Annotated in this window: 23 protein-coding genes and 1 pseudogene; 18 read left to right on the top strand and 6 right to left on the bottom strand. The window is 69.9% G+C overall.

Annotation, left to right across the window (positions count from 1 at the left end):
* Nucleotides 1-134 precede the first annotated feature (134 nt).
* Both ABD691_RS00455 and ABD691_RS00450 read right to left on the bottom strand, forming a co-directional pair.
* Nucleotides 135-2,645: a DEAD/DEAH box helicase gene (locus ABD691_RS00455; protein WP_344677280.1), complete on the bottom strand. Its 2,511-nt coding sequence runs from the start codon at nt 2,643-2,645 to the stop codon at nt 135-137.
* Nucleotides 2,646-2,713: 68 nt separating this feature from the next.
* Nucleotides 2,714-3,124 (bottom strand): hypothetical protein, encoded by a 411-nt coding sequence (locus ABD691_RS00450; protein ID WP_344677279.1) that lies wholly within the window; start codon nt 3,122-3,124, stop codon nt 2,714-2,716.
* A gap of 192 nt (nt 3,125-3,316) precedes the next feature.
* On the opposite strand from ABD691_RS00450, the gene ABD691_RS00445 reads away from it, so the two are divergent.
* The 6 genes from ABD691_RS00445 (at nt 3,317) to ABD691_RS00420 (ending at nt 10,162) form a co-directional block, all read left to right on the top strand.
* Complete coding sequence (locus tag ABD691_RS00445) at nt 3,317-3,514, top strand: hypothetical protein (protein WP_344677278.1); 198 nt, start codon at nt 3,317-3,319, stop codon at nt 3,512-3,514.
* Between the two features lie 172 nt (nt 3,515-3,686).
* The gene (locus ABD691_RS00440; RefSeq protein ID WP_344677277.1) at nt 3,687-4,628 is read left to right on the top strand and encodes a hypothetical protein; all 942 of its coding nucleotides are present in this window, start codon (nt 3,687-3,689) and stop codon (nt 4,626-4,628) included.
* Nucleotides 4,629-4,777: 149 nt separating this feature from the next.
* On the top strand, nt 4,778-6,619 hold the full coding sequence (locus ABD691_RS00435) for a methylmalonyl-CoA mutase family protein (RefSeq protein WP_344677276.1): 1,842 nt from the start codon (nt 4,778-4,780) through the stop codon (nt 6,617-6,619).
* On the top strand, nt 6,616-8,814 hold the full coding sequence (gene scpA, locus ABD691_RS00430; RefSeq protein WP_344677275.1) for a methylmalonyl-CoA mutase: 2,199 nt from the start codon (nt 6,616-6,618) through the stop codon (nt 8,812-8,814). The genes ABD691_RS00435 and scpA overlap by 4 nt, the downstream gene beginning before the upstream one ends.
* A 2-nt stretch (nt 8,815-8,816) precedes the next feature.
* Nucleotides 8,817-9,803, top strand: a complete 987-nt coding sequence (meaB, locus tag ABD691_RS00425; RefSeq protein WP_344677274.1) for a methylmalonyl Co-A mutase-associated GTPase MeaB — start codon at nt 8,817-8,819, stop codon at nt 9,801-9,803.
* Complete coding sequence (locus ABD691_RS00420; RefSeq protein ID WP_344677273.1) at nt 9,803-10,162, top strand: GntR family transcriptional regulator; 360 nt, start codon at nt 9,803-9,805, stop codon at nt 10,160-10,162. The genes meaB and ABD691_RS00420 overlap by 1 nt, the downstream gene beginning before the upstream one ends.
* A gap of 547 nt (nt 10,163-10,709) precedes the next feature.
* Here ABD691_RS00420 and ABD691_RS00415 read toward each other — a convergent pair.
* Nucleotides 10,710-11,336: a DUF305 domain-containing protein gene (locus ABD691_RS00415; RefSeq protein ID WP_344677272.1), complete on the bottom strand. Its 627-nt coding sequence runs from the start codon at nt 11,334-11,336 to the stop codon at nt 10,710-10,712.
* Nucleotides 11,337-11,578: 242 nt separating this feature from the next.
* On the opposite strand from ABD691_RS00415, the pseudogene ABD691_RS00410 reads away from it, so the two are divergent.
* Nucleotides 11,579-12,439, top strand: a pseudogene (locus ABD691_RS00410) (LVIVD repeat-containing protein); the annotation flags it as partial.
* Between the two features lie 41 nt (nt 12,440-12,480).
* Here ABD691_RS00410 and ABD691_RS00405 read toward each other — a convergent pair.
* The 3 genes from ABD691_RS00405 to ABD691_RS00395 all read right to left on the bottom strand — a co-directional run bounded on the left by ABD691_RS00405 (nt 12,481) and on the right by ABD691_RS00395 (nt 14,798).
* Nucleotides 12,481-14,010 (bottom strand): recombinase family protein, encoded by a 1,530-nt coding sequence (locus ABD691_RS00405; RefSeq protein WP_344677271.1) that lies wholly within the window; start codon nt 14,008-14,010, stop codon nt 12,481-12,483.
* Nucleotides 14,011-14,048: 38 nt separating this feature from the next.
* Nucleotides 14,049-14,270, bottom strand: a complete 222-nt coding sequence (locus tag ABD691_RS00400) for a hypothetical protein (protein WP_344677270.1) — start codon at nt 14,268-14,270, stop codon at nt 14,049-14,051.
* A gap of 192 nt (nt 14,271-14,462) precedes the next feature.
* Complete coding sequence (locus ABD691_RS00395; RefSeq protein ID WP_344677269.1) at nt 14,463-14,798, bottom strand: helix-turn-helix domain-containing protein; 336 nt, start codon at nt 14,796-14,798, stop codon at nt 14,463-14,465.
* Nucleotides 14,799-14,991: 193 nt separating this feature from the next.
* On the opposite strand from ABD691_RS00395, the gene ABD691_RS00390 reads away from it, so the two are divergent.
* The 11 genes from ABD691_RS00390 (at nt 14,992) to ABD691_RS00340 (ending at nt 20,707) form a co-directional block, all read left to right on the top strand.
* Nucleotides 14,992-15,234 carry a helix-turn-helix domain-containing protein gene (locus tag ABD691_RS00390; protein WP_344677268.1) on the top strand — a complete coding sequence of 81 codons (243 nt, stop codon included), beginning with the start codon at nt 14,992-14,994 and terminating at the stop codon, nt 15,232-15,234.
* Nucleotides 15,231-15,413 (top strand): hypothetical protein, encoded by a 183-nt coding sequence (locus tag ABD691_RS00385; RefSeq protein ID WP_344677267.1) that lies wholly within the window; start codon nt 15,231-15,233, stop codon nt 15,411-15,413. The genes ABD691_RS00390 and ABD691_RS00385 overlap by 4 nt, the downstream gene beginning before the upstream one ends.
* A gap of 96 nt (nt 15,414-15,509) precedes the next feature.
* Complete coding sequence (locus ABD691_RS00380; protein ID WP_344677266.1) at nt 15,510-15,791, top strand: hypothetical protein; 282 nt, start codon at nt 15,510-15,512, stop codon at nt 15,789-15,791.
* A complete protein-coding gene (locus tag ABD691_RS00375) occupies nt 15,788-16,693 on the top strand; it encodes a YqaJ viral recombinase family nuclease (protein WP_344677265.1) in 906 nt (301 codons plus the stop codon). Before ABD691_RS00380 ends, ABD691_RS00375 begins: the two co-directional genes overlap by 4 nt.
* Nucleotides 16,690-17,538, top strand: a complete 849-nt coding sequence (locus tag ABD691_RS00370; protein ID WP_344677264.1) for a recombinase RecT — start codon at nt 16,690-16,692, stop codon at nt 17,536-17,538. Before ABD691_RS00375 ends, ABD691_RS00370 begins: the two co-directional genes overlap by 4 nt.
* Nucleotides 17,535-17,969, top strand: a complete 435-nt coding sequence (locus ABD691_RS00365; protein ID WP_344677263.1) for a hypothetical protein — start codon at nt 17,535-17,537, stop codon at nt 17,967-17,969. The genes ABD691_RS00370 and ABD691_RS00365 overlap by 4 nt, the downstream gene beginning before the upstream one ends.
* Nucleotides 17,966-18,334, top strand: a complete 369-nt coding sequence (locus tag ABD691_RS00360; protein WP_344677262.1) for a hypothetical protein — start codon at nt 17,966-17,968, stop codon at nt 18,332-18,334. Before ABD691_RS00365 ends, ABD691_RS00360 begins: the two co-directional genes overlap by 4 nt.
* 257 nt (nt 18,335-18,591) lie before the next feature.
* Nucleotides 18,592-18,843 (top strand): hypothetical protein, encoded by a 252-nt coding sequence (locus tag ABD691_RS00355; protein WP_344677261.1) that lies wholly within the window; start codon nt 18,592-18,594, stop codon nt 18,841-18,843.
* 1 nt (nt 18,844) lies between these two features.
* Nucleotides 18,845-19,885, top strand: coding sequence for a hypothetical protein (locus ABD691_RS00350; protein ID WP_344677260.1), 1,041 nt, complete (start codon nt 18,845-18,847; stop codon nt 19,883-19,885).
* Nucleotides 19,882-20,409: a zinc finger domain-containing protein gene (locus tag ABD691_RS00345; protein ID WP_344677259.1), complete on the top strand. Its 528-nt coding sequence runs from the start codon at nt 19,882-19,884 to the stop codon at nt 20,407-20,409. The genes ABD691_RS00350 and ABD691_RS00345 overlap by 4 nt, the downstream gene beginning before the upstream one ends.
* A 73-nt stretch (nt 20,410-20,482) precedes the next feature.
* The gene (locus tag ABD691_RS00340; protein WP_344677258.1) at nt 20,483-20,707 is read left to right on the top strand and encodes a hypothetical protein; all 225 of its coding nucleotides are present in this window, start codon (nt 20,483-20,485) and stop codon (nt 20,705-20,707) included.
* Nucleotides 20,708-20,769: the final 62 nt, after the last annotated feature.

Below are 20,769 nucleotides of genomic sequence, written 5' to 3'. Positions count from 1 at the left end.
CCCTTCGGCGCGCTCAGCCGCACCTATCGGACGTTCCGGGACGAACCGCGTTGATCGTATGGCACCTGTTCGGGCGACGCCACCAGTTGCCGGGACCGGTGTTGGGCCGGTCGGGGGGTCAGCCGCCCACCAGCTCAGAGCTGGTCCACCGAGGTCACGCGGACCACGGCGGTGCCCTCCTCGTCGGACTCGGCCAGGTCGACCTCGGCGCTGAAGCCCCAGTCGTGGTCGCCCTCCGGGTCGTCGAAGATCTGCCGGACGGTCCAGCTGGACTCGCCCTCGGTGATCATCAGCAGCGCCGGGCCGCGGGCGTCGGGGCCGGTGCCGATCTCGTCGTGCTGGTCGAAGTACTCGTCCAGCGCGTCGGCCCAGCCGTCGGCGCCCAGGTCGGGGTCCAGCGCGCCCAGCTCGTCGGTGTGGCGGCGGGCGGCCAGCTCGACCCGGCGGAACAGGGCGTTGCGGACCTGGACGCGGAACGCCCGCTTGTTCGCGGTGATCCGCTCCGGGCCCTCGTCGACCGGCGTTCCGGCGGCGCCTTCCAGCGCCGGGTTGCGCAGCCGCTCCCACTCGTCGAGCAGGCTGGAGTCGACCTGGCGGACCAGCTCGCCCAGCCACTCGATGAGGTCGGTGAGCTCCTCGGTCTTGGCGTCGTCGGGCACGGTGTGGCGCAGCGCCTTGTAGACGTCGGCGAGGTAGCGCAGGACCAGGCCCTCCGAGCGGGCCAGGCCGTAGTGGTTGACGTACTCGACGAAGTTCATCGCCCGCTCGTACATGTCGCGGGCCACCGACTTCGGCGACAGCTCGTGCTCGCCCACCCACGGATGCCCCTTGCGGTACATCTCGTAGGCCGCCCCCAGCAGCTCCTCCAGCGGCTTGGGGTGGGTGATCTCCTCCAGCAGCTCCATCCGCTCGTCGTACTCGATGCCGTCGGCCTTCATCTGCGCGACGGCCTCGCCGCGGGCCTTGAACTGCTGGGCCGACAGCACCTGCCTCGGGTCGTCCAAAGTGGACTCGATCACGGAGAGCACGTCCAGCGGGTAGGACGCCGACTCGGCGTCCAGCAGCTCGATCGCGGCCAGCGCGAACGGCGAGAGCGGCTGGTTGAGCGCGAAGTCGAACTGCAGGTCCACGGTCACCCGGACCCGGCGGCCCTGCTCGTCGGGTTCGTCGAGGCGCTCCACCACGCCCGCGGCCAGCAGCGCGCGGTAGATCGCGATGGCCCGCAGGATGTGCTTGCGCTGGGCCGGGCGGTCCTCGTGGTTGTCGGTGAGCAGGTGCTTCATCGAGGTGAACGCGTCACCGTTCCCATTGCCGGGCCGGTTGATCACGTTGAGCAGCATCGAGTGGCTGACCACGAAGCTCGACGTCAGCGGCTCCGGCTCGGCCTCGACCAGCTTCTCGAAGGTCTTCTCGCTCCACGACACGAAGCCCTCGGGCGCCTTCTTGCGCACCAGCTTGCGCTTCTTCTTCGCGTCGTCGCCCGCCTTGGCCACCGCCCGCTCGTTCTCGATGACGTGCTCGGGCGCCTGCACCACGACGTAGCCCGCGGTGTCGTAACCCGCGCGACCGGCCCGGCCGGCGATCTGGTGGAACTCGCGCGCCTTGAGGTGGCGGGTCCGGACCCCGTCGTACTTGGTGAGCCCGGTCAGCAGCACCGTGCGGATCGGGACGTTGATGCCGACGCCGAGGGTGTCGGTGCCGCAGATGACCTTGAGCAGACCGGCCTGCGCGAGCTGTTCGACCAGCCGCCGGTACTTCGGCAGCATCCCGGCGTGGTGCACGCCGATGCCGTGCCGGACCAGCCGGGACAGCGTCTTGCCGAAACCCGCGGTGAACCGGAAGTCGCCGATCGCCTCGGCGATCCGGTCCCGCTGCTCGCGGGTGGCGACGTTGATGCTCATCAGCGCCTGCGCCTGCTCCAGCGCAGACGCCTGGTTGAAGTACACGACGTAGACCGGGGCCTGGTTGCCGCCGAGCAGTTCCTCGATCGTCTCGTGCAGCGGGGTCATCGCGTACCGGAAGGTCAGCGGGATCGGCCGTTCGGCCGAGGACACGACCGCGGTCTCCCGGCCGGTGCGGCGGATCAGGTCGTCCCGGAACCGGGTGACGTCGCCGAGCGTCGCCGACATCAGCACGAACTGCGCCTGCGGCAGCTCCAGCAGCGGCACCTGCCAGGCCCAGCCGCGGTCCGGCTCGGCGTAGAAGTGGAACTCGTCCATCACGACCTGGCCGACGTCGGCCGCGGTGCCGTCGCGCAGCGCGATGTTGGCCAGGATCTCGGCGGTGCAGCAGATGATCGGCGCGTCGGCGTTGACGCTGCTGTCGCCGGTCATCATCCCGACGTTGGCCGCGCCGAAGACCTCCACCAGGGAGAAGAACTTCTCCGAGACCAGCGCCTTGATCGGCGCGGTGTAGAAGGTGCGGCGGCCGGAGGCGAGGGCGGCGAAGTGCGCGCCGGTGGCGACCAGGCTCTTGCCGGACCCCGTGGGCGTGCTCAGGATCAGGTTCGCCCCGGTCACGACCTCCATCAGCGCCTCTTCCTGCGCCGGGTAGAGCTCGATGCCCCGCTCGGTGGTCCACGCCGTGAAGGCGTCGAGCAGGGCGTCCGGTTCGGGGGTCTCGGGGAGCTGGTCGGTGAGCGTCATCGTGCCCCCGATCGTCCCTGGTCAGGTTCCGCCCCCCGCAGTCGGGGTCGGATCGGCGCGAACCGGGCTCAGGTCGTGTACCCCCACACGTGCAGCACAGACCGCGCAGGATCGCTCCGGTCCACCAAGATCTCCCGGAAAGCCCCGGTCCCGACTTCCTCCTGCGCGGAAGCGACGTCAGCCCCCACCGCGACGCCGTCGACCGGCGGCAACGAGACGGCCCGCCCCGGCTCCAACGCGACGACCACCCCGGACGCACCAAGCAACGCCTCAACGTCCCCAGGCCCCACCGCAACGGCGATCTTGCACATAACGTCCTGCCCGCGCTCGCACTGCGCCCCGAGCACCTCCGCCCCAGGCGGCACACGTACCCCGGTCAGCTGCGCAGCCTCCGCCACGACCTCCGGGTCCGGCCCCGAAGCGCCGCAACCGGCGAGCGCTGCGAGGCAGGCGGCGGGCAGCACCGCTCGTCTGATCACCCCGCCGACCGTAATCCCCGGCCACCCGGTCCAGCGATGGCCCGCACTGCTCCGTTCGAGTGCACCGCGCCCGCGATCCGCGATGCATAAGGCCCTTTTTGGTCATCGCAGCAACCCATCCGGTTAGCGACAATGGGAGTTCGACACCGCCCGTTCGGACCCGCGCGGTCCCGCCAGAAGACGGAGAGCCGGATGCTCGACCGCAGTGTTCGTTTCATCGGTGGGCCGCTCGACGGCCGCACCCAGGACCTCCGCGACTCCGAGGCGGTCGCGGGCCGCCTGCTTCGCCACATCCACCTGCACGACGGCCCGAAGATCGAAACCCACTACGAGTTGCACTACACGCCCGGAACCGGCTGGGAGTACCACCTCTGCGGCAAGAGCCCGTAGGTGCAGAACCGCGTAATTGCCAGTCGCGCACCACCACGCCCCTCGCTCGCAGCGCAAACCTCTCCCGCGGCGGAGAACCGGGAATTCACCAGAACCCGGGCGAACCGGTCCGTGAATAACCTGACCTCCGACGGCCGTTCCCGCGACGAGCAGCACACCGAGGAGGTCGGCGATGACCGCCGCGACGCGCGAGAGTTCCCGGGCCGAGCTCGACGCCCTGCTCCGCTCCGGCCCCTTCCACCTGGCGCTGCGAGCGGCGATCGAGCACAGCGGTCTCACGCTGGAGGCGCTGCGCGTCCGGCTGGCCCGCCGCGGCATCAAGCTCAGCCTCGCCAGCCTCAGCTACTGGCAGCACGGCCGCAGCCGCCCCGAGCGCACCGACTCCCTGCGCGCGCTTCGCGTGATCGAGCACATCCTCGACCTGCCCGCCCAGTCGCTGACCGCGCTGCTGGGACCGCCCCGCCCGCGCGGCCGGTGGACCCAGCGCGAAGCCGGCTACCGCCGCTACGACGGCATCCTCGAACCCGCCGCGCCGCTGACCCAGGCCATCGAGCCGGTGCTGGGCCCCTCCGACCGCCAGCTGCGGGTGTTCTCCCAGGAGGACGTCGTCACCGTCGGCCCGGACCGGACCATCCGCCGGATCCGCACCCGCGCGGTGCTGCGGTCGCTGGAGCAGGGCGCCGACCGGTACCTGGCGGTCCTGCGCGGCGAGCCGGGCAGCGATCCGGCCGCGCTGGTGCCCGCGGCCAGGCAGAACTGCAGGCTGGGCCGGGTCAGCAGGCACTCGGCGTCCCCGGTGGTGGTGGCCGAGCTGCTGTTCGACCGCGAGCTGCGCGCCGGGGAGACCCACCTGCTGGAGTACGAGTTCCGCCTGGACTCGCCGGTGCCCAGCCACGACCACCGGCGCGGGTTCCGGTACCCGGCCGACAGCTACGTCGCGTCGGTGCACTTCGACGTGTCGGCCATGCCGGCCCGCTGCCACCGCTTCCGCCGCGAGCCGTTCTCGGCCGAGCGCGTCGAGAGCGAGCTGCCGATCACCCGGGACCGCTCGGTGCACCTGGCCGCCCGCGACGTCCCGCGGGGAGTCATGGGCGTCTCGTGGCGCTGGGACTGACCACATCTGAAGTTCTGGTAGGCAACAGAGGAACGCAAAGTCCGTTCAAACAACTCGATAAGTGAATCCGCGCTAGGCTTGACGATGCGATGTGCATCACAGATTCGAGAGGTCTCGCCAACCGGCCGGTGGGCCTACCATCACTGTTCATGGTGGCGCACTCAACGGCGAGCGGACTGCCGCTCGCGGCGGAGTTCCCGGAGCCCGCCCGGGAGCAGTGGCAGCAGCAGGTCGACAAGGTCCTGCGCCGGTCCGGGCTGGTGCCCGAGGGCGAGCAGGCGCCGGACCCGGTCGAGGACGTGCTGGCGACCGAGACCTACGACGGCATCACGATCCACCCGCTCTACACCGCGAGCCCGGCCGATCCCGGTGCGCCCGGACTCGCGCCGTTCGTGCGCGGCAGCAGGCCGCAGGGCTGCGTCCACGACGGCTGGGAGGTGCGCCAGCAGCACGCGCACCCGGACGCCGCCGAGACCAACCGCGAGGTCCTGGCCGACCTCTACAACGGCGTCGGCTCGCTGTGGCTGGAGCTCGGGCCGACCGGCCTGCCCGTCGGCTCGCTGGCCGACGCGCTCGAAGGCGTGCACCTGGACATGATCAGCGTCGTCCTCGACGCCGGGCCGGACAGCGCCGAAGCCGCGGCGGCCCTGCTTGAGCTGGCGCGCGAGCAGGGCGTCGCGCCCGGCGCGCTGCGCGGCAACCTCGGCGCCGACCCGGTCGGCCTGCGGGCGCGCACCGGCGAAACCGTCGAACTCGACTCCGCGCTGGAGGCGGTCCGGCTCAGCGCGGGCTCCGGGCTGAAGGCGATCACCGTCGACGGCCTGCCGTTCCACGACGCGGGCGGCTCCGACGCCGAGGAGCTGGGCTGCTCGATCGCCGCGGGCGTGACCTACCTGCGGGAGCTGGCCGACGAGGTCGGCGTCGACGCGGCCACCCGGGCGCTGGAGTTCCGCTACGCCGCCACCGCGGACCAGTTCCTGACCATCGCCAAGTTCCGGGCCGCGCGGCGGCTGTGGGAGCGGGTCGCCCGTGAGGTCGGCGCGGCCGACCGCGCGCAGGCGCAGCACGCGGTGACCTCCTCGGCGATGCTGACCCGCCGCGACCCGTGGGTGAACATGCTGCGCGGCACGATCGCGGCGTTCGCGGCCGGGATGGGCGGCGCGCAGGCGGTGACGGTCCGGCCGTTCGACGCCGCGATCGGCCTGCCGGACGCGTTCTCCCGCCGCGTCGCGCGCAACACGCAGTCGCTGCTGCTGGAGGAGTCGCACCTGGCGCAGGTGATCGACCCGGCGGGCGGCTCCTACTACGTGGAGACGCTGACCGACGAGCTGGCCCGCGCGGCGTGGGCGTGGTTCCAGCGGATCGAGGCCGAGGGCGGGCTGCCCGCCGCGCTGCGGTCGGGCCTGGTCGCCGACCGGCTGGCCGAGACCTGGGAGCGCCGCCGCGGCGCCATCGCGCACCGGACCGACCCGATCACCGGGGTCAGCGAGTTCCCGAACCTCGACGAACCCGCGCTGCGGCGCGATCCGGCGCCCGCGCCGCGGTCCGGCGGACTCCCCCGGCACCGCTACGCCGAGGGCTTCGAGCAGCTGCGCGACGCCTCCGACGAGCGGCTGGCGGCGACGGGAGAGCGGCCCGGGGTCTTCCTCGCCACGCTCGGTCCCCTGGCCGACCACAACGCGCGGGCCTCGTTCGCCCGCAACCTTTTCGCCGCCGGCGGCCTGGAAACCCCGGACGCCGGACCGACGGAGTCCACTGCGGACGTCCTCGCCGCCTACGACGGCGCACCGGTGGTGTGCCTGTGCTCCAGCAACAAGATCTACGCCGAGCGCGCCGCCGAAACCGCGCGGGCGCTGAAGGAAGCGGGCGCGCGGCACGTGCTGCTCGCGGGTACGTCCGAGATCGAAGGCGTCGACGGCCGCGTGTTCAGCGGATGCGACGCGCTCGAAGTCTTGCAGGACCTCCACCGCAGGTTGGGAGAAAGCCGATGATCCCGAACTTCGCAGGCGTCGAGCTCGGCAGCCCGGGCGGGGAGGGCGTCGAGCAGTGGAAGAGCGCGCTGCTGGCCGAAACCGGCAAGGAGGCCGACGCGCTGGTGTGGGAGGCGCCGGAGGGCATCGGCGTGCGCCCGCTCTACACCGCGGCCGACACCGAGGGGCTCGACTTCCTGCACACCTACCCCGGAATCGCGCCGTTCCTGCGCGGGCCGTACCCGACGATGTACGTCAACCAGCCGTGGACGGTGCGCCAGTACGCGGGTTTCTCCACCGCCGAGGAGTCCAACGCCTTCTACCGGCGCAACCTGGCGGCCGGGCAGAAGGGCCTGTCGGTGGCCTTCGACCTGGCGACCCACCGCGGCTACGACTCCGACCACCCCCGGGTCGGCGGTGACGTCGGCATGGCCGGGGTCGCGATCGACTCGATCTACGACATGCGTCGGCTGTTCGACGGCATCCCGCTGGACCGGATGAGCGTGTCGATGACCATGAACGGCGCGGTGCTGCCGGTGATGGCGCTCTACGTCGTGGCCGCCGAGGAGCAGGGTGTCGCGCCCGAGAAGCTGGCCGGGACCATCCAGAACGACATCCTCAAGGAGTTCATGGTCCGCAACACCTACATCTACCCGCCGCAGCCGTCGATGCGGATCATCTCCGACATCTTCGCGTTCACCTCGCAGCGGATGCCGAAGTTCAACTCGATCTCCATCTCCGGCTACCACATCCAGGAGGCCGGGGCGACCGCCGACCTGGAGCTGGCCTACACGCTGGCCGACGGGGTCGAGTACCTGCGCGCCGGGCGCCAGGCCGGGCTGGACATCGACTCGTTCGCGCCCCGGCTGTCGTTCTTCTGGGGCATCGGCATGAACTTCGCGATGGAGGTGGCCAAACTCCGCGCGGCGCGGTTGCTCTGGGCCAAGCTGGTCAAGAAGTTCGAGCCGGCCAACCCGAAGTCGCTGTCGCTGCGGACGCACTCGCAGACCTCCGGCTGGTCGCTGACCGCGCAGGACGTCTACAACAACGTCGCCCGCACCTGCGTGGAGGCGATGGCCGCGACCCAGGGCCACACCCAGTCGCTGCACACCAACGCGCTCGACGAGGCGCTGGCGCTGCCGACCGACTTCTCCGCCCGCATCGCCCGGAACACGCAGCTGGTGCTGCAACAGGAATCCGGCACCACGCGGGTCATCGACCCGTGGGGCGGCAGCCACTACATCGAGCGGCTGACCCAGGACCTCGCCGAGCGTGCGTGGGCGCACATCACCGAGGTCGAGGACGCGGGCGGCATGGCGCAGGCGATCGACGCGGGGATCCCGAAGCTGCGGGTGGAGGAGGCCGCGGCGCGCACCCAGGCGCGCATCGACTCCGGCCGCCAGCCGGTGATCGGGGTCAACAAGTACCGCTTCGACGGGGACGAGGAGATCGAGGTCCTCAAGGTCGACAACGCCGAGGTCCGCGCTTCGCAGCTGGAGAAGCTCCGGCGGTTGCGGGAAGAACGCGACGGCGAGGCGTGCGAGGACGCGCTGCGGCGGCTCACCGCGGCGGCCGAGGCGTCGCTGACCGGCGAGCGCCCGGACGACCTGGCGCACAACCTGCTCACGCTGGCCGTCGACGCCGCCCGGCACAAGGCGACCGTCGGCGAGATCTCGGACGCGCTGGAGAAGGTCTTCGGCCGCCACTCCGGCCAGATCCGTACGATCTCCGGCGTGTACCGGCAGGAATCGGGACCGTCGGAGTCGCTGGAGCAGGCCCGCGAGCTCGTCGAGGCGTTCGCCGAGGACGAGGGCCGCCGCCCGCGCATCCTGGTCGCCAAGATGGGCCAGGACGGCCACGACCGGGGCCAGAAGGTGATCGCGACGGCGTTCGCCGACCTCGGCTTCGACGTGGACGTGGGCCCGCTGTTCCAGACGCCCGGCGAGGTCGCCCGGCAGGCGGTGGAGTCCGACGTGCACATCGTCGGGGTGTCCTCGCTGGCCGCCGGGCACCTGACGCTGGTGCCAGCGCTGCGCGACGAGCTCGCCGAACTCGGCCGGGAGGACATCATGATCGTCGTCGGCGGCGTGATCCCGCCCGCCGACTTCGACGCGCTGCGCCAGGGCGGGGCGACCGCGATCTTCCCGCCGGGCACCGTGATCGCCGACGCCGCGCTCGGCCTGCTCGACTCGCTGCGCACCCGGCTCGGGCACTGACCATGCCGCGCACGATCGACGTCTCCGACTACGCGAAGGGCGTGCTCGACGGGTCGCGCTCGAAGCTCGCGCAGGCGATCACGTTGGTCGAGTCGACGCGGGCGGACCACCGGGCCAAGGCGCAGGAGCTGCTGATCGAGCTGCTGCCGCACAGCGGCGGTGCGCACCGGGTCGGGATCACCGGGGTTCCCGGCGTGGGCAAGTCGACGTTCATCGAGTCGCTGGGCACGATGCTGACCGCCGCCGGGCACCGGGTCGCGGTGCTGGCCGTCGACCCGTCGTCGACGCGCAGCGGCGGCAGCATCCTCGGCGACAAGACGCGGATGGCGAAGCTGGCGGCGGATCCGTCGGCGTTCGTGCGGCCCTCCCCCTCGGCCGGCACGCTCGGCGGCGTCGCGCGGGCGACGCGCGAGACGATCGTGCTGATGGAGGCCGCCGGATTCGACGTGGTGCTGGTGGAAACCGTGGGCGTCGGCCAGTCCGAGGTGACCGTCGCGGGCATGGTCGACTGCTTCCTGCTGCTGACCCTGGCGCGCACCGGCGACCAGTTGCAGGGCATCAAGAAGGGCGTGCTGGAGCTCGCCGACCTGATCGCGGTCAACAAGGCCGACGGACCGCACGAGCCGGAGGCGCGCAAGGCCGCGCGCGAACTGCGCGGCGCGCTGCGCCTGCTGACGCCGGTCAGCACGTCGTGGAAGCCGCCGGTGCTGACCTGCAGCGGGCTCGACGGCACCGGCCTGGATTCGCTGTGGGAGCAGGTGGAACTGCACCGCGGGACGCTGGAGGAGACCGGCGAGCTGGCCGAGAAGCGCAGCCGCCAGCAGATCGAGTGGACCTGGGCGCTGGTGCGCGACCAGCTGATGTCGGAGCTGACCAGGCACCCCGCGGTGCGCTCGATCGTCGGCGAAGTGGAATCGCGGGTGCGCTCCGGCGAGCTGACCGCGGGCATCGCCGCCGAACGCCTGCTCGACGCCTTCCGGGAGCGCTGATGCTCGACGTCGTCGTGGACCACGGCTCCGGTGTCGCACCGTTCGAGCAGGTGCGGCGGCAGATCGCGCAGCAGATCAACGACCGCACCCTGCCGGTCGGGACCAAGCTGCCCACCGTGCGCGGGCTCGCGACCGACCTCGGCATCGCGGCCAACACCGCCGCCAAGGCGTACCGGGAGCTGGAGCAGGCCGGGCTCATCGAAACCCGGGGCCGCGCCGGGACTTTCGTCGCTTCCGCCGGTGACCGCAGCAGCGAGCGGGCGGCCGAGGCCGCCGCGGAGTACGTGCGGGCCGTGACCGCGCTCGGGATCGACCGGGAGCAGGCGCTCGCCATCGTGCGGGCGGCGCTGGGGTTTTAGCGGTGGGGGTTGGGGGCCGAAGCGGCTTTGCCGGTTCGGGTTCTTTTGGGCTCCGGGGCCGAAGCGGCTTTGCCGGTTCGGGTTCCTTTGGGCTCCGGGGCCGAAGCGGCTTTGCCGGTTCGGGTTCCTTTGCGTAGGTGGTTTCCGGGGCCCTCGCCGGCCCCGGACCCCCGGCAGGTCTCCGGGGCCGAAGCGGGTTTGCCGGTTCGGGTTCTGTTTTGCGGGTGGTTTCTGGGGTCCTCGCCGGCCCCAGACCCCTGGCAGGTCTCCGGGATGAGTCTTTGTTCGTCCGCTGCGGTTCGGTTGGGGTGGTTCTCATCCCGTCGACCTCCACGGAGGGCTATCAGACCGCGTCAAGGGGGCCTTATTGCTTGGCCGCTGCGGTTTTCGGGAATGTGCCCCCTTGACACGGCCTGATCGGGCTTTGCCAGGTCGACGGGATGAGAACCAAACCCCGCCCTTGTAGGTAGGGGCTTTAAAGACAGCTGGGCGCGTTGGGTGGGCGGTTGGGCGCGTTGGGTGCGCGGTTGGACCCGGTCCGCTCCCCTCACCCGACTTCGGCGGCCAGTCCCCGCATGGTGGCGATCTCGTCGGTCTGGGTCGCCAGGACGTCCTGCGCCATCTCGTGGACCTGTTCGTCGAGGCCCTGGGTCAGCAGGTCGGTCGCCATCGTCAGTGCGCCCTCGTGGTGCGTGGTCATCAGTTGGAGGAACAGCCGGTCGAAGTCCTTGCCGTTCGACGCGGCCAGCTGCGACAGCTGCTCCGGCGTGGCCATGCCTGGCATGGTGCCGTGGTCGTGGCCGTGGGCCGCGTGTTCACCACCGTGCCCGGCCAGCCAGCCCTGCATCATCGCGATCTCCGGTGCCTGGGCGCCGCCGATCCGTTCCGCCAGCGCGCGCACCTTCGGGTGCTGGGCTCGCGTCGGGGCCAGCGCTGTCATGTCCAGGGCCTGCTGGTGGTGACCGATCATCATCGTCACGTAGGTCGCCTCCGCCGTTCCCGGGGGCGCTGACCTGGCCAGCTGCCGCAGGTCTTCCGCGGTGGCGATCTTCGGTTCGTCGCCCGGCGCGCCGGGCAGCACCACCGGCGCCGCGGGTGGCTGCTCGGCCGGGGCGCACGCGCCGAGCGCCACGAAGGCGACCAGTGCCGCTACGAACCTGCCAGCGACCTGCATTGACCCTCCCGTAACCGAATGCGGCCAAACGGCCGATTGGGACCGCCGAACGTGACAAACATACTGATTCGGCGTGATCACCGGTACCTCCGCGTGCCGGGCGGTCGCCTGCACGACAACCGAATCGAAGGTGGGTGGAGTCTGTGGGTCCGAGATCTGTTCGGACGAGGTCGCGGCTGCGGTCGGCGGCAGCCGTCGTCGGCGCGGTGCCGCTCGTCCTCGGTCTGCTCGCGGCGCCGTCGATGGCTGACACTCCGGGCAGCGAAGGCCCGGAGGACCTGGATGGTGGCACCGTTTCGGCGCAGTCGAACGCGCGCGAGGTGACCAAGAGCGAGAACATCGAGCACGCCGCGAACCTGCCGAAGCAGGCCCCGTTCGACAACCTGGACGCGTTCGGCACCGACATCGCGTTCAAGGGCAACTACGCGTTCGTGGGCAACTACGACGGCCTGGTCGTCTACGACATCTCCAACCCGAAGAAGCCCGCCATCGTCTCGCAGGTCGCCTGCCCCGGTGGCCAGGGCGACGTGTCGATCAGCGGGAACCTGCTGTTCGTCTCGACGGACTACCCGCGCAGCAACAACACCTGCCAGAGCGAGGAGCGCACCGCCGCAGACCCGGACGCCTGGGAGGGCATGAAGGTCTTCGACGTCAGCGACCCGGCCAAGCCGCGCTACGTCTCGGCGATCGCCACCGACTGCGGTTCGCACACCCACACGCTGGTGCCGGACAAGGCGGGCGAGTCGGTCTACCTCTACATCTCCTCCTACGGCCCGAAGCCGGAGTTCCCGAACTGCCAGCCGCCGCACGACAAGATCTCGATCATCGAGGTGCCGCTGGCCAACCCGGCCGAGCCGGTGCTCGTGGACGCGCCGGTGCTGTTCCCGGACGGCGGCAACCCCGGTCAGCCGGGCGGCATCCGGGAGACCAGCGGCTGCCACGACATCACGGTGTTCCCGGAGAAGGACCTCGCCGCCGGTGCGTGCATGGGTGACGGCGTGCTGTTCGACATCTCCGACCGGGAGAAGCCGCGCGTGATCAACCAGGTCCGCGACGACGAGAACTTCGCGTTCTGGCACTCGGCGACGTTCGTCGACGGTGGTAAGACACAAAGAGCTAAGCACACGTAATCGCGTTGGTGCAACTAGGGTTCTGCCTCCCACTTGGGGACCACCCGAATGGCCGCGCGCCGACGACCGCGACCAGCACTGTTCGGCTCACCGGGCGTGATCTCGACGCGATCAATCAGCTGCGCGAGCATTTCGCGACGGCGCAACACAGGCAGCAGATCCCACGTGCCGAGCAGGTCGCGCGCGAGTTCATCCGGTGGCGGACCGGGCGGCGTGGTGTGCTGCTCGGCCACCGCAACCCGCCGCTCTGCGGCGCCGCGCTCGGTCATCAGCTCGTCGCGCGCGGCGTCGTAGGCTGGCTCCGGCACGCGGCCGGCGACCAGGTGCCGAGTGAGCTCGGCGAGCTCGCGATCGATGCGGCCGAGCTCGGTGCGCGCCGCTTCGGCGTCGGATCGAACCCGCAGTTGCGCTTGCTGCGCGTCACGCGCCCGCTGTGCCGCGGTGCCTACGTCGTCGGCGACTTCGCCGAGCCAGTGCTTTACGCGTTCGATCACGCGGGATTCCATGACGTTGCACGGCTCCCCCGTCCCGAACCGAAGATGGTTCACGCAGGTGAACGTGTAGTGCGGGCCGATCTTGCGGCGGTTCATCGGGCCGCGCCCACATCCGTCGTCGCCGCATCGCATGAGTCCGGACAGCGGGTGTTTCGGGTTGATCGTGCCGGGTGCCATGTGCGTACGGGCGTACCTGGCGTCGAGGTAATCCGACCACTCGTCATCGTCGATGACCGGGTCTTGTGCGCCGGGCATCCATTCGCGGTCGCCGATCGGGATGCTGACTTGTTTCTCGTCTTGGTACTCGTCGCGGACGAGCAGCCCGGCGCCGAAACCGGAGTCGAGCACGGTTTGCACGGCTTTCGGCGCCCACCGTCGCCCGCGGCTGTTGGCGATGCCGCGGGTATTGAGTTCGCGGCTGATGGCGGCGAACCCATGCCCGTCGACGTACGCCAGGTACATCCACCGCAGTGTTTCTCTGGTGTCGGGGTGCGGTTCGTATCGTTCGCCGTCGTCAGTGTGGCGCACGTAGCCGAACCGGGGTCCGCCGGTAGCCGGAAGGCCGCGGCTACGCCGGTGGTCGTGCGCTTCGCGCCATTGCTCGCCCTTCTGGTTTGACTCGAAGGTGGCCGCGGCGAACATGACGTCGCGGCCGAACTGTCCGCCGGCCGTCTTGGTGTCGAACGGCTCGGTAGAGGACTCGACCACGGCGCCGGTCCGTTCAACGGTGTCGATCGCCAGGTGTTGATAGAGACCCTTGCGTGCGAGTCGAGCCCAGCGCCACACGATGACGCGCTGGACGTCACCGGCCGCGACCATCGCGAGGACCCGTTGGATGCCGGGCCGTTTGTCCCACTTCCGCCCGGAGATGCCCGGATCGGGGATGACGTCGACGACTCGGTATCCGTGGCGCACGCAGTGCTCACGACAGGAGGTCTCCTGCAGTTCCAGCGACACGGACTCTTCGCGGTAGAGCGACTGTCGGACGTAGATCACGGCTCGCGGTGGTTCGTTGGTTCGCGCCCGCTTCGCGCGGGCAGGTGCGGACATGCGCGCCTCCGTTGTGGTGGGGGATCTTCCCTGCGAGGCTACGACTTTCTGAGTGCGATGGTGAGGGCGGCGGCGAGCGCGCCGATTGCTTCGGACGCAGCGGCGGGGGTGAGTTCCAGAGGATCGGCACCGTCGTCACGGGTGGCGGTGATGACCCGTTCACCACCGATGATCTCTACGGCTATGTGGGTGCTGTCCCCTGAACGTCCGCCGATCGTCGCAATGTCCTGCCGCTTGTATCCACCGGCCGCGTTGCTCACGGCGCCCTCCCGGATCACTCGTCGTCATACTCGATCGTGAGTTCGAATCACACGCCTACGCTCCGAGCATCGCTCTCGGGAAGAGCAATTACTACCGGGTAGGAGACCCGAAATTCGCATTTGTGCACTTGATCGTTCAAGTGTTACAACATGCGGGCGAACCTGGTGGGATCTGTAACGCGGGGCACCCTGTCAGTCGCCATCCGTTCGGCGCAATCGGCGGTGCATTTCGGCTACCAGCTCGTCATCGCTGACACCACTCAGCCCTGCCGGCGCGGTCACACTGGCACGCGCTTCTTCCGGCGTGATGATGCCCGCGACGACGAGAATTTCGAGCAGTGGCACGCCGAGCACCTTGGCTGCGGCGCGCGCGTTTTTGATGTTCGGCACCTGGCCGTTCTTCCACCGGAAGACGACGGATGGGGAGATGTCGGCAGCGGCGGCGAGGTCGCGAACCTCCCACCCCCGCCGGCCTAGGTGATCGGCGATGTAGGTGGCCCAATCCTGCACGTCGTCGGTGTCACGCATGCGACGCAGCCTAATCGCATGCACGCGACTCTGTGCCCCCGGATTTCGAAGTGCGGCCATGCAGCCCACGCAACCGGGTGAACCCTACTCTCAGTAGGTCAACTCTCATTCGTGCCACCGGTTGCAAGGCGTGCGACTCGTCCATTAGAGTCGCGACCATGCGAGTCAGTCGCACTCATAGGAGACACCGCCCATGACAGCCGCCCCCACCGCCCGCGCCGAAGCCATCCGAGCGCGCGCCGCACAGCACGGCATCGACGTGCGCACCCGCACCGGCGCCGCCGAGCTCGCCGACCGGCTCGGCGTTCACACCGCCACCGTCTACCGCGCGCTGAACGGTTCGACCGCGCCCGGCCCGCGGTTCGCCGCGGCCTACGCCGCCGCGTTCACCGGCGCCGCGCTGGTCGACCTCTACCCCGCAGAGGCTGCGGCGTGACCACCCGCGCCGACTGCATCGCCGCCGCAGGCCGGGTGTTCCGGCTCGCGCTGACCGAGATGCAGTCGCTTCCGCCGCGGCAGGCCGCCGAAGCCGCGCACTACGCCGGCGGTCCGAGCGTCGACGAGCTCGAAGGCCGCATCCGCGCGCTGCGCGGGATCGCACATCGGGCCGCATGAACGAGAAACCCCCGCTGCGCCAAGCGCAACGGGGGATCTCACAGGACGAACACCCCCCACCACAGGGGCGCTCATGAACCCAACAAAGGAGTTCACGTGACACCAGAGTACCGCGAGATCACCAAGTACGCGGAGCGATACACGTGCACACGCGTCGAAACCACCGCCACAGTCCCAAATGGGCCGTGCTTGTGGTGCCAGATGCGCGGCGCCGTGAACGTCATGGAAGTGATCTGGATTCCGCGGCCGGACGTGCTTTCGGACGGCTCGGCGGAGTGCTGCGCCGGCTGCGCCGTGTCCCGAATCCGGTGGGCAGTCGATGACGCGCTCGACGGCTCGCGTGTCCGCATCGAACTGTACGGAGGTACTGCCGCATGAGCGCCGTCGCCGAGCTGGTCGGCCATTTCGAACCCGGTTCTCAGGAGTGGCACGCCGCGCGCGCCGAAGGGTTGGGCGGATCGGAGATCGCCGCCGTGCTCGGCCTGTCGCCGTTCGAGTCGCGTTTCTCGCTGTGGCACCGCAAAGCCGGACTGGCCGGCGCGGTCGAGGAAACCGAGCAGATGCGCGCCGGGAAGTACTTCGAGGACGGCATCGCCGCGTGGTTCGCCGACGAGCACCCGGAGTTGCAGGTGCGGCGCATGGGCACGTGGCGCAACCGTGAACGCCCCTGGCAGATCGCCAACCCGGACCGGTCGGCGAAAGGCCCCGAAGGATACGAAGTCGTCGAGATCAAAAACGTCTACGACGCCGACGGATGGGGCGAGCCGGGCACCGACGAAGTGCCCGTGTATTACCGCGCACAGGTGCTTTGGTATCTCGACGTGCTCGGCCTGTCCCGCGCCCGCATCGCCATTGCCATCGCCGGGTGCAAGTTCCGCGAGTACGTCGTGCCCTACTCGGCCGACGAAGCCGCGATCCTGCGCCGCGAAGCGGTCGAGTTCCTGCGCACGATCCGCGAGCGCGAGCGCCCGTCCATCGACGAGCACACCGAGACGTACCAGGTGATCCGGGAGATGCACCCGGACATCGATCCCGCACAGGTCGAGATCTCCCGCCAACTGGCGTGGCAGTTCCGCACGGCGCACGAGGCGTACAGCGCCGCCAAGGCCGAGAAGCAAGCCGCCACATCTGCCGTCGCCGACGCGATGGGCACTGCCCGCCGAGCGTTCTGCGACGGCGAGCAGATCGCCATGCGCCAAGCGCGCAACGGCGGAACCCCGTTCGTCGTCGCCACCAAACCGAAGCCCACCACAACCCGAATCGAGGACGCAGCAGCATGACCGCACAAACCATCACCACCGCCGTCGCCAGGCGGGACGAAAACCCGGACGAGTCGAAGGCCGCCGGCCCTGGCGCGATGATCCGCAGCTATCACGCAGACCTCGCGCAGGTGATGCCGACGCACGTCCGGGCCGACGTGTTCGTGCGCGTCGCTACCGGCGTGGTGCGGCGCGACGACAAGCTGACGCAGGCCGCGAACAACTCGCCCAACTCGCTCATGGTCGCGCTGATGGACGCCGCCCGGCTCGGTCTGGAACCGGGCACGGAACAGTATTACCTGACCCCGCGCAAGAACAAGCAAGGCCGCTTCGAAGTGCTCGGCATTCCGGGATACCAGGGGTACATCGAACTGATGTACCGGTCAGGTGCCATCGCGTCGGTTGTCGTCGAGGTGGTGCGCAAGAACGACAAGTTCAGCTATCGGCCCGGCCGCGACACCGTGCCGGAACACGATATCGATTGGATGTCGGAGGACCGCGGCGAACTGGTGCTCGTCTACGCCTACGCGGTGATGATCGGCGGCGCTACGTCAAAGGTGGTCGTGCTCAACCGCGACCACATCGCGAAGGCGAAGGAGTCATCGCAGGGCGCGAATTCGTCCTACTCGCCGTGGCAGAACCACGAAGAGGCGATGTGGATGAAGACCGCGGCGCGCCGGTTGGCCAAGTGGGTGCCGACCTCGACCGAGGATCGGCGCCTGATCACCGCGAGCGCGGAGCGCGCCGACCTTCCCAACCTCGCGCCGGCCGATCTCGACCCGGACCCGATCGACATCACGAACTACACCGCGCCCGCCGACGAGCCGATCGACGGCGAGATCGTCGAGAACGGAGACGAGTCGTGACCGAGACACCCGCTCTCCCGTGGGCACCGTTGGCCGCCGAAGCCCTGCGGGCAGGGGTCGCCGGCCGATGGGCGAAGGCCGCCGCAGCAGTGAACCGGCTCACCGACAACTACGGCGGCGAAGTCGTTCCGAACGTGCTGTGCGCGTGGATCGACACCGCACTGATTCACTGCGCCCCACCCAGCGGTGAGCCGGTGCACGTCGCGTGGTTCAACACCGACACCGGCGAGCTCGGCGACGCCGACGATGTGCCGCCGCCGGTCCGCTGGGCTGGTCGTCTGGTCGCTGCACGTGTCGCCGACGACCGCGAGCAGTTCACGGCCCTGATCGACGCTGTCCGCAGCGATGACGAGTGGTCGGCGGGATGCTCGGCGCTGTTGCAGATCTGCGCGCTCACGCTGCGCCACAACCTGAACGGTGCGGCGTCATGACGGCCGATCAGCTCGCGCTCGGCTACGCCGACCGGCACGAAGGGCAGGCCGCCGCACTCGCGGCGGCCACCGCCGGCCACCGCGACTACCGCGAGCGCTGCGATGCCGCGCTCGCCGAGCTCGTCGCCCGCGGGCAGCCGTTCACGGTCGAGGACGTGCGCGCGATGGCCGGCGACGACCAGGGTGCGGGCTGCAACATCCTGCCGTCGGTGATGGGTGTGGCCGCGCACCCGTCCGCGCCGGATCGCATCGCGATTGTTCCGACGCAGCGACGCTACCGCAGTGCCCGCCGAGCGCGTCGGGCGAGCCGTAACCAGGTGTGGATCGCCCGCGTCACCGCGCAGGCTCGCGAGGATGCGCCGTGACCGCGCCGGACTGCGACCACGGCGAGAAAGTCGCCTACCCCGACGGAGAAACGGCCGCTCGCGCACTCGTCGAGTGCAAGATCTCGCGGGCGCTGCACAACAACACCCGGCGCCGCGCGCGACGCGCGTACGAGTGCCGCCATTGCCACCGGTGGTTTTTGACGAGCAGGCCAGATCTGTTCGCTACCGCAAGTTGACCAGGTGGGCCGCGCCCAACACGGGTGCGGCCCACCCGCTCTACCTCAGAGAGACCCCCAATGCCGCGTTCCCTTGTCGTGCCCCGCAACCCGCGGGCACGCGTCAACTCCGCGAAGTGGCGCCACTGCGCCGCCGGACGGCTGCCCGCCGAATCCCTGTCCCAACGGGACCGTGACGACCTCGTGCGGGCGCTGCACTCCCGCGGCTGGACCGATGCCCAGATCGCCGACCACTGCCGCATGAGCCTCTACACCGCCGGCCGCATTCTCGACCGGCTCGAACTGACCCCCAACGCCAACGGTGGTGCCTGACATGCCGTGGTTCTTCGTCGATGACCAGCTCGCCGACAACGCCAAGGTTCGCAAGGCTGGAACGCCCGCGCTCGGCCTGTGGGTGCGATGCGGCGCATGGTCTGCCGGGAACTTGACCGACGGTTTCGTGCCGGCCGACATCGCCGCCCGCTACGGCACCGTCCGGCAGGCCGAAAAGCTCGTCGCCGCCGGCCTGTGGGCGCCCGCCGAACGCGACGGCGAACCGGGCTATCAGTTTTGGGACTGGACCGACTACCAGCAGACCCGCGACCAAGTGCGCGCGCGTCGTGCCGCGGACGCCGAACGGCAGCGGCGCCGCCGGTCCGCGCCGGACGTCGACACCGGTTCTGCCGAAAACACCCCCGAAAACACCCCCCAAAACAGGGGGGCAAATGGGGGGGTAAACGTGAGTGAATCCGACGACGAAAAATCCGGCGAGTCTGACGCGAAACCGCAGGTAGGCGACGGGTGTCACGGTGTGACTCACACCGTGAGTCACGGGTGCCCCCTCCCCTCCCCTCCCGCAGCACTACCTAAAGGTAGTGCTGCTGCTCGCGGGCGCGGGCGCTCGCGCAAGCCGTCAACCGACCTTGCCGAGCTGTCCAACGCCGCGGTAAAGCCGGCCGCGTACACGCTCGTGTCGCAGTGGCGGCAGAAGTTCCCGGACGCTCCGCCGTACCTGGCGAAGACGCTCCGCGACCTGTCCAAAGTGGTCGATGGGTTGCTCGCGCAGGGCGCACAGACCGATCTCGTCATGGCCGCGCTCGACGAATGGGACGCCCGAACCGACGTCCACAGCCCCGGCGCCCTTACGTGGCTCTACGGCGATGCGGTCAAGGCCGCACGCGGTACCCGATCCGGCCGCCCAGACGGCCGCCAGGGGCGCGGAAGCAAGGTTCAAGGGTGGTTGTCGCTCGGCGACGATCCCGACGCGCCACAGCCCAAATCAGCCCGCGGCGACAAGGTGCGCGGATGGCTCGACCTCGAAGACGACGACCAGGCGCCCGCGCTCAAAGCCATCACCGGAGGACTCACCGCATGAACCGCAACCAGGTGAAGACGATCCTTGGCGCCGCCGCTGCTATCGATCCCACGATTCCCGCGCCCGACGCCGGCGTGTTGGACATGTGGGCCGCGATGCTCGACGACGTGCCCGCCGAAGCCGGACAGGCCGCGGTCCGCGCCTACTACCGCAGCGACGCCTACGCCGAGCACCACCGCACCATCACGCCTGGCGACATTTTCGCGCACTGGAAGCGCACCGAGTTGGACAACCGCAAGCGCGAATCGCTCGCCGAGATCACCGCCGCGCGCGCCGCGATCGAAGCAGCGCCCCGCGAGCTGCCATCGATTCACGCACTGTTCGCCCGGTTCCGCGCCGAGCGCACCGGCGACGACCCCGACATTGCCGAAGCCGAAGCGGACGCCGGGCGCATGGTGCGGACGGTGCCGTGCCCGCACTGCAAGGCAGCCGCGGGTGCGCCGTGCACGACGCCCACCGGCCGCGAGCTTCGCCGCGAGCCCGCTCACCCGAAACGGTTCGAAGCACTGCACGCAAAGTCCTAGTTGCATTCATGCGAGCGAGTCGCTATCGTAAGAGCTAGAGCAACGCGACCGGCCCACCACGCAGGGAGTCGAAATGACCACCACCCCGGCACTGAACAAGGCGCACAACCACACCTTCCGGGCCGGCGTGCTCACCATCCACTACACCGAATCCCCGCACGGCACCCCGCCCCGCAAGGTCAAGACCATCTGCGGACAGTCGCACCGGCGAACCTACTTCGGTGTGATGTCCGACCACCCAGATAACGCCGCGTTCACGGTGAACTGCACGAAGTGCCTCACCGTCGCCGCGAAGTAGACGAACACCACGGGGCGCCGGCCGACCGGCGCCCCAACGCTCCCCCCACCACAGGAAGGAAC

This window comes from Saccharopolyspora taberi, assembly GCF_039534165.1.
Classification (GTDB): Bacteria; Actinomycetota; Actinomycetes; order Mycobacteriales; family Pseudonocardiaceae; genus Saccharopolyspora_D; species Saccharopolyspora_D taberi.
This window is presented reverse-complemented; position numbering and strand designations above follow the sequence as displayed.

Excerpts from the sequence above, each read along its gene's own strand:
- ABD691_RS00455 (WP_344677280.1), bottom strand. The coding sequence starts at position 2,645 with ATGACGCTCACCGACCAGCTCCCCGAGACCCCCGAACCGGACGCCCTG.
- ABD691_RS00415 (WP_344677272.1), bottom strand. The coding sequence starts at position 11,336 with ATGCAGGTCGCTGGCAGGTTCGTAGCGGCACTGGTCGCCTTCGTGGCG.
- ABD691_RS00440 (WP_344677277.1), top strand. The coding sequence starts at position 3,687 with ATGACCGCCGCGACGCGCGAGAGTTCCCGGGCCGAGCTCGACGCCCTG.
- ABD691_RS00370 (WP_344677264.1), top strand. The coding sequence starts at position 16,690 with ATGACCGCACAAACCATCACCACCGCCGTCGCCAGGCGGGACGAAAAC.
- ABD691_RS00350 (WP_344677260.1), top strand. The coding sequence starts at position 18,845 with ATGCCGTGGTTCTTCGTCGATGACCAGCTCGCCGACAACGCCAAGGTT.
- ABD691_RS00355 (WP_344677261.1), top strand. The coding sequence starts at position 18,592 with ATGCCGCGTTCCCTTGTCGTGCCCCGCAACCCGCGGGCACGCGTCAAC.
- meaB (WP_344677274.1), top strand. The coding sequence starts at position 8,817 with ATGCCGCGCACGATCGACGTCTCCGACTACGCGAAGGGCGTGCTCGAC.
- ABD691_RS00420 (WP_344677273.1), top strand. The coding sequence starts at position 9,803 with ATGCTCGACGTCGTCGTGGACCACGGCTCCGGTGTCGCACCGTTCGAG.
- ABD691_RS00405 (WP_344677271.1), bottom strand. The coding sequence starts at position 14,010 with ATGTCCGCACCTGCCCGCGCGAAGCGGGCGCGAACCAACGAACCACCG.
- ABD691_RS00345 (WP_344677259.1), top strand. The coding sequence starts at position 19,882 with ATGAACCGCAACCAGGTGAAGACGATCCTTGGCGCCGCCGCTGCTATC.
- ABD691_RS00375 (WP_344677265.1), top strand. The coding sequence starts at position 15,788 with ATGAGCGCCGTCGCCGAGCTGGTCGGCCATTTCGAACCCGGTTCTCAG.
- scpA (WP_344677275.1), top strand. The coding sequence starts at position 6,616 with ATGATCCCGAACTTCGCAGGCGTCGAGCTCGGCAGCCCGGGCGGGGAG.
- ABD691_RS00445 (WP_344677278.1), top strand. The coding sequence starts at position 3,317 with ATGCTCGACCGCAGTGTTCGTTTCATCGGTGGGCCGCTCGACGGCCGC.
- ABD691_RS00390 (WP_344677268.1), top strand. The coding sequence starts at position 14,992 with ATGACAGCCGCCCCCACCGCCCGCGCCGAAGCCATCCGAGCGCGCGCC.
- ABD691_RS00435 (WP_344677276.1), top strand. The coding sequence starts at position 4,778 with ATGGTGGCGCACTCAACGGCGAGCGGACTGCCGCTCGCGGCGGAGTTC.
- ABD691_RS00360 (WP_344677262.1), top strand. The coding sequence starts at position 17,966 with ATGACGGCCGATCAGCTCGCGCTCGGCTACGCCGACCGGCACGAAGGG.
- ABD691_RS00395 (WP_344677269.1), bottom strand. The coding sequence starts at position 14,798 with ATGCGTGACACCGACGACGTGCAGGATTGGGCCACCTACATCGCCGAT.
- ABD691_RS00340 (WP_344677258.1), top strand. The coding sequence starts at position 20,483 with ATGACCACCACCCCGGCACTGAACAAGGCGCACAACCACACCTTCCGG.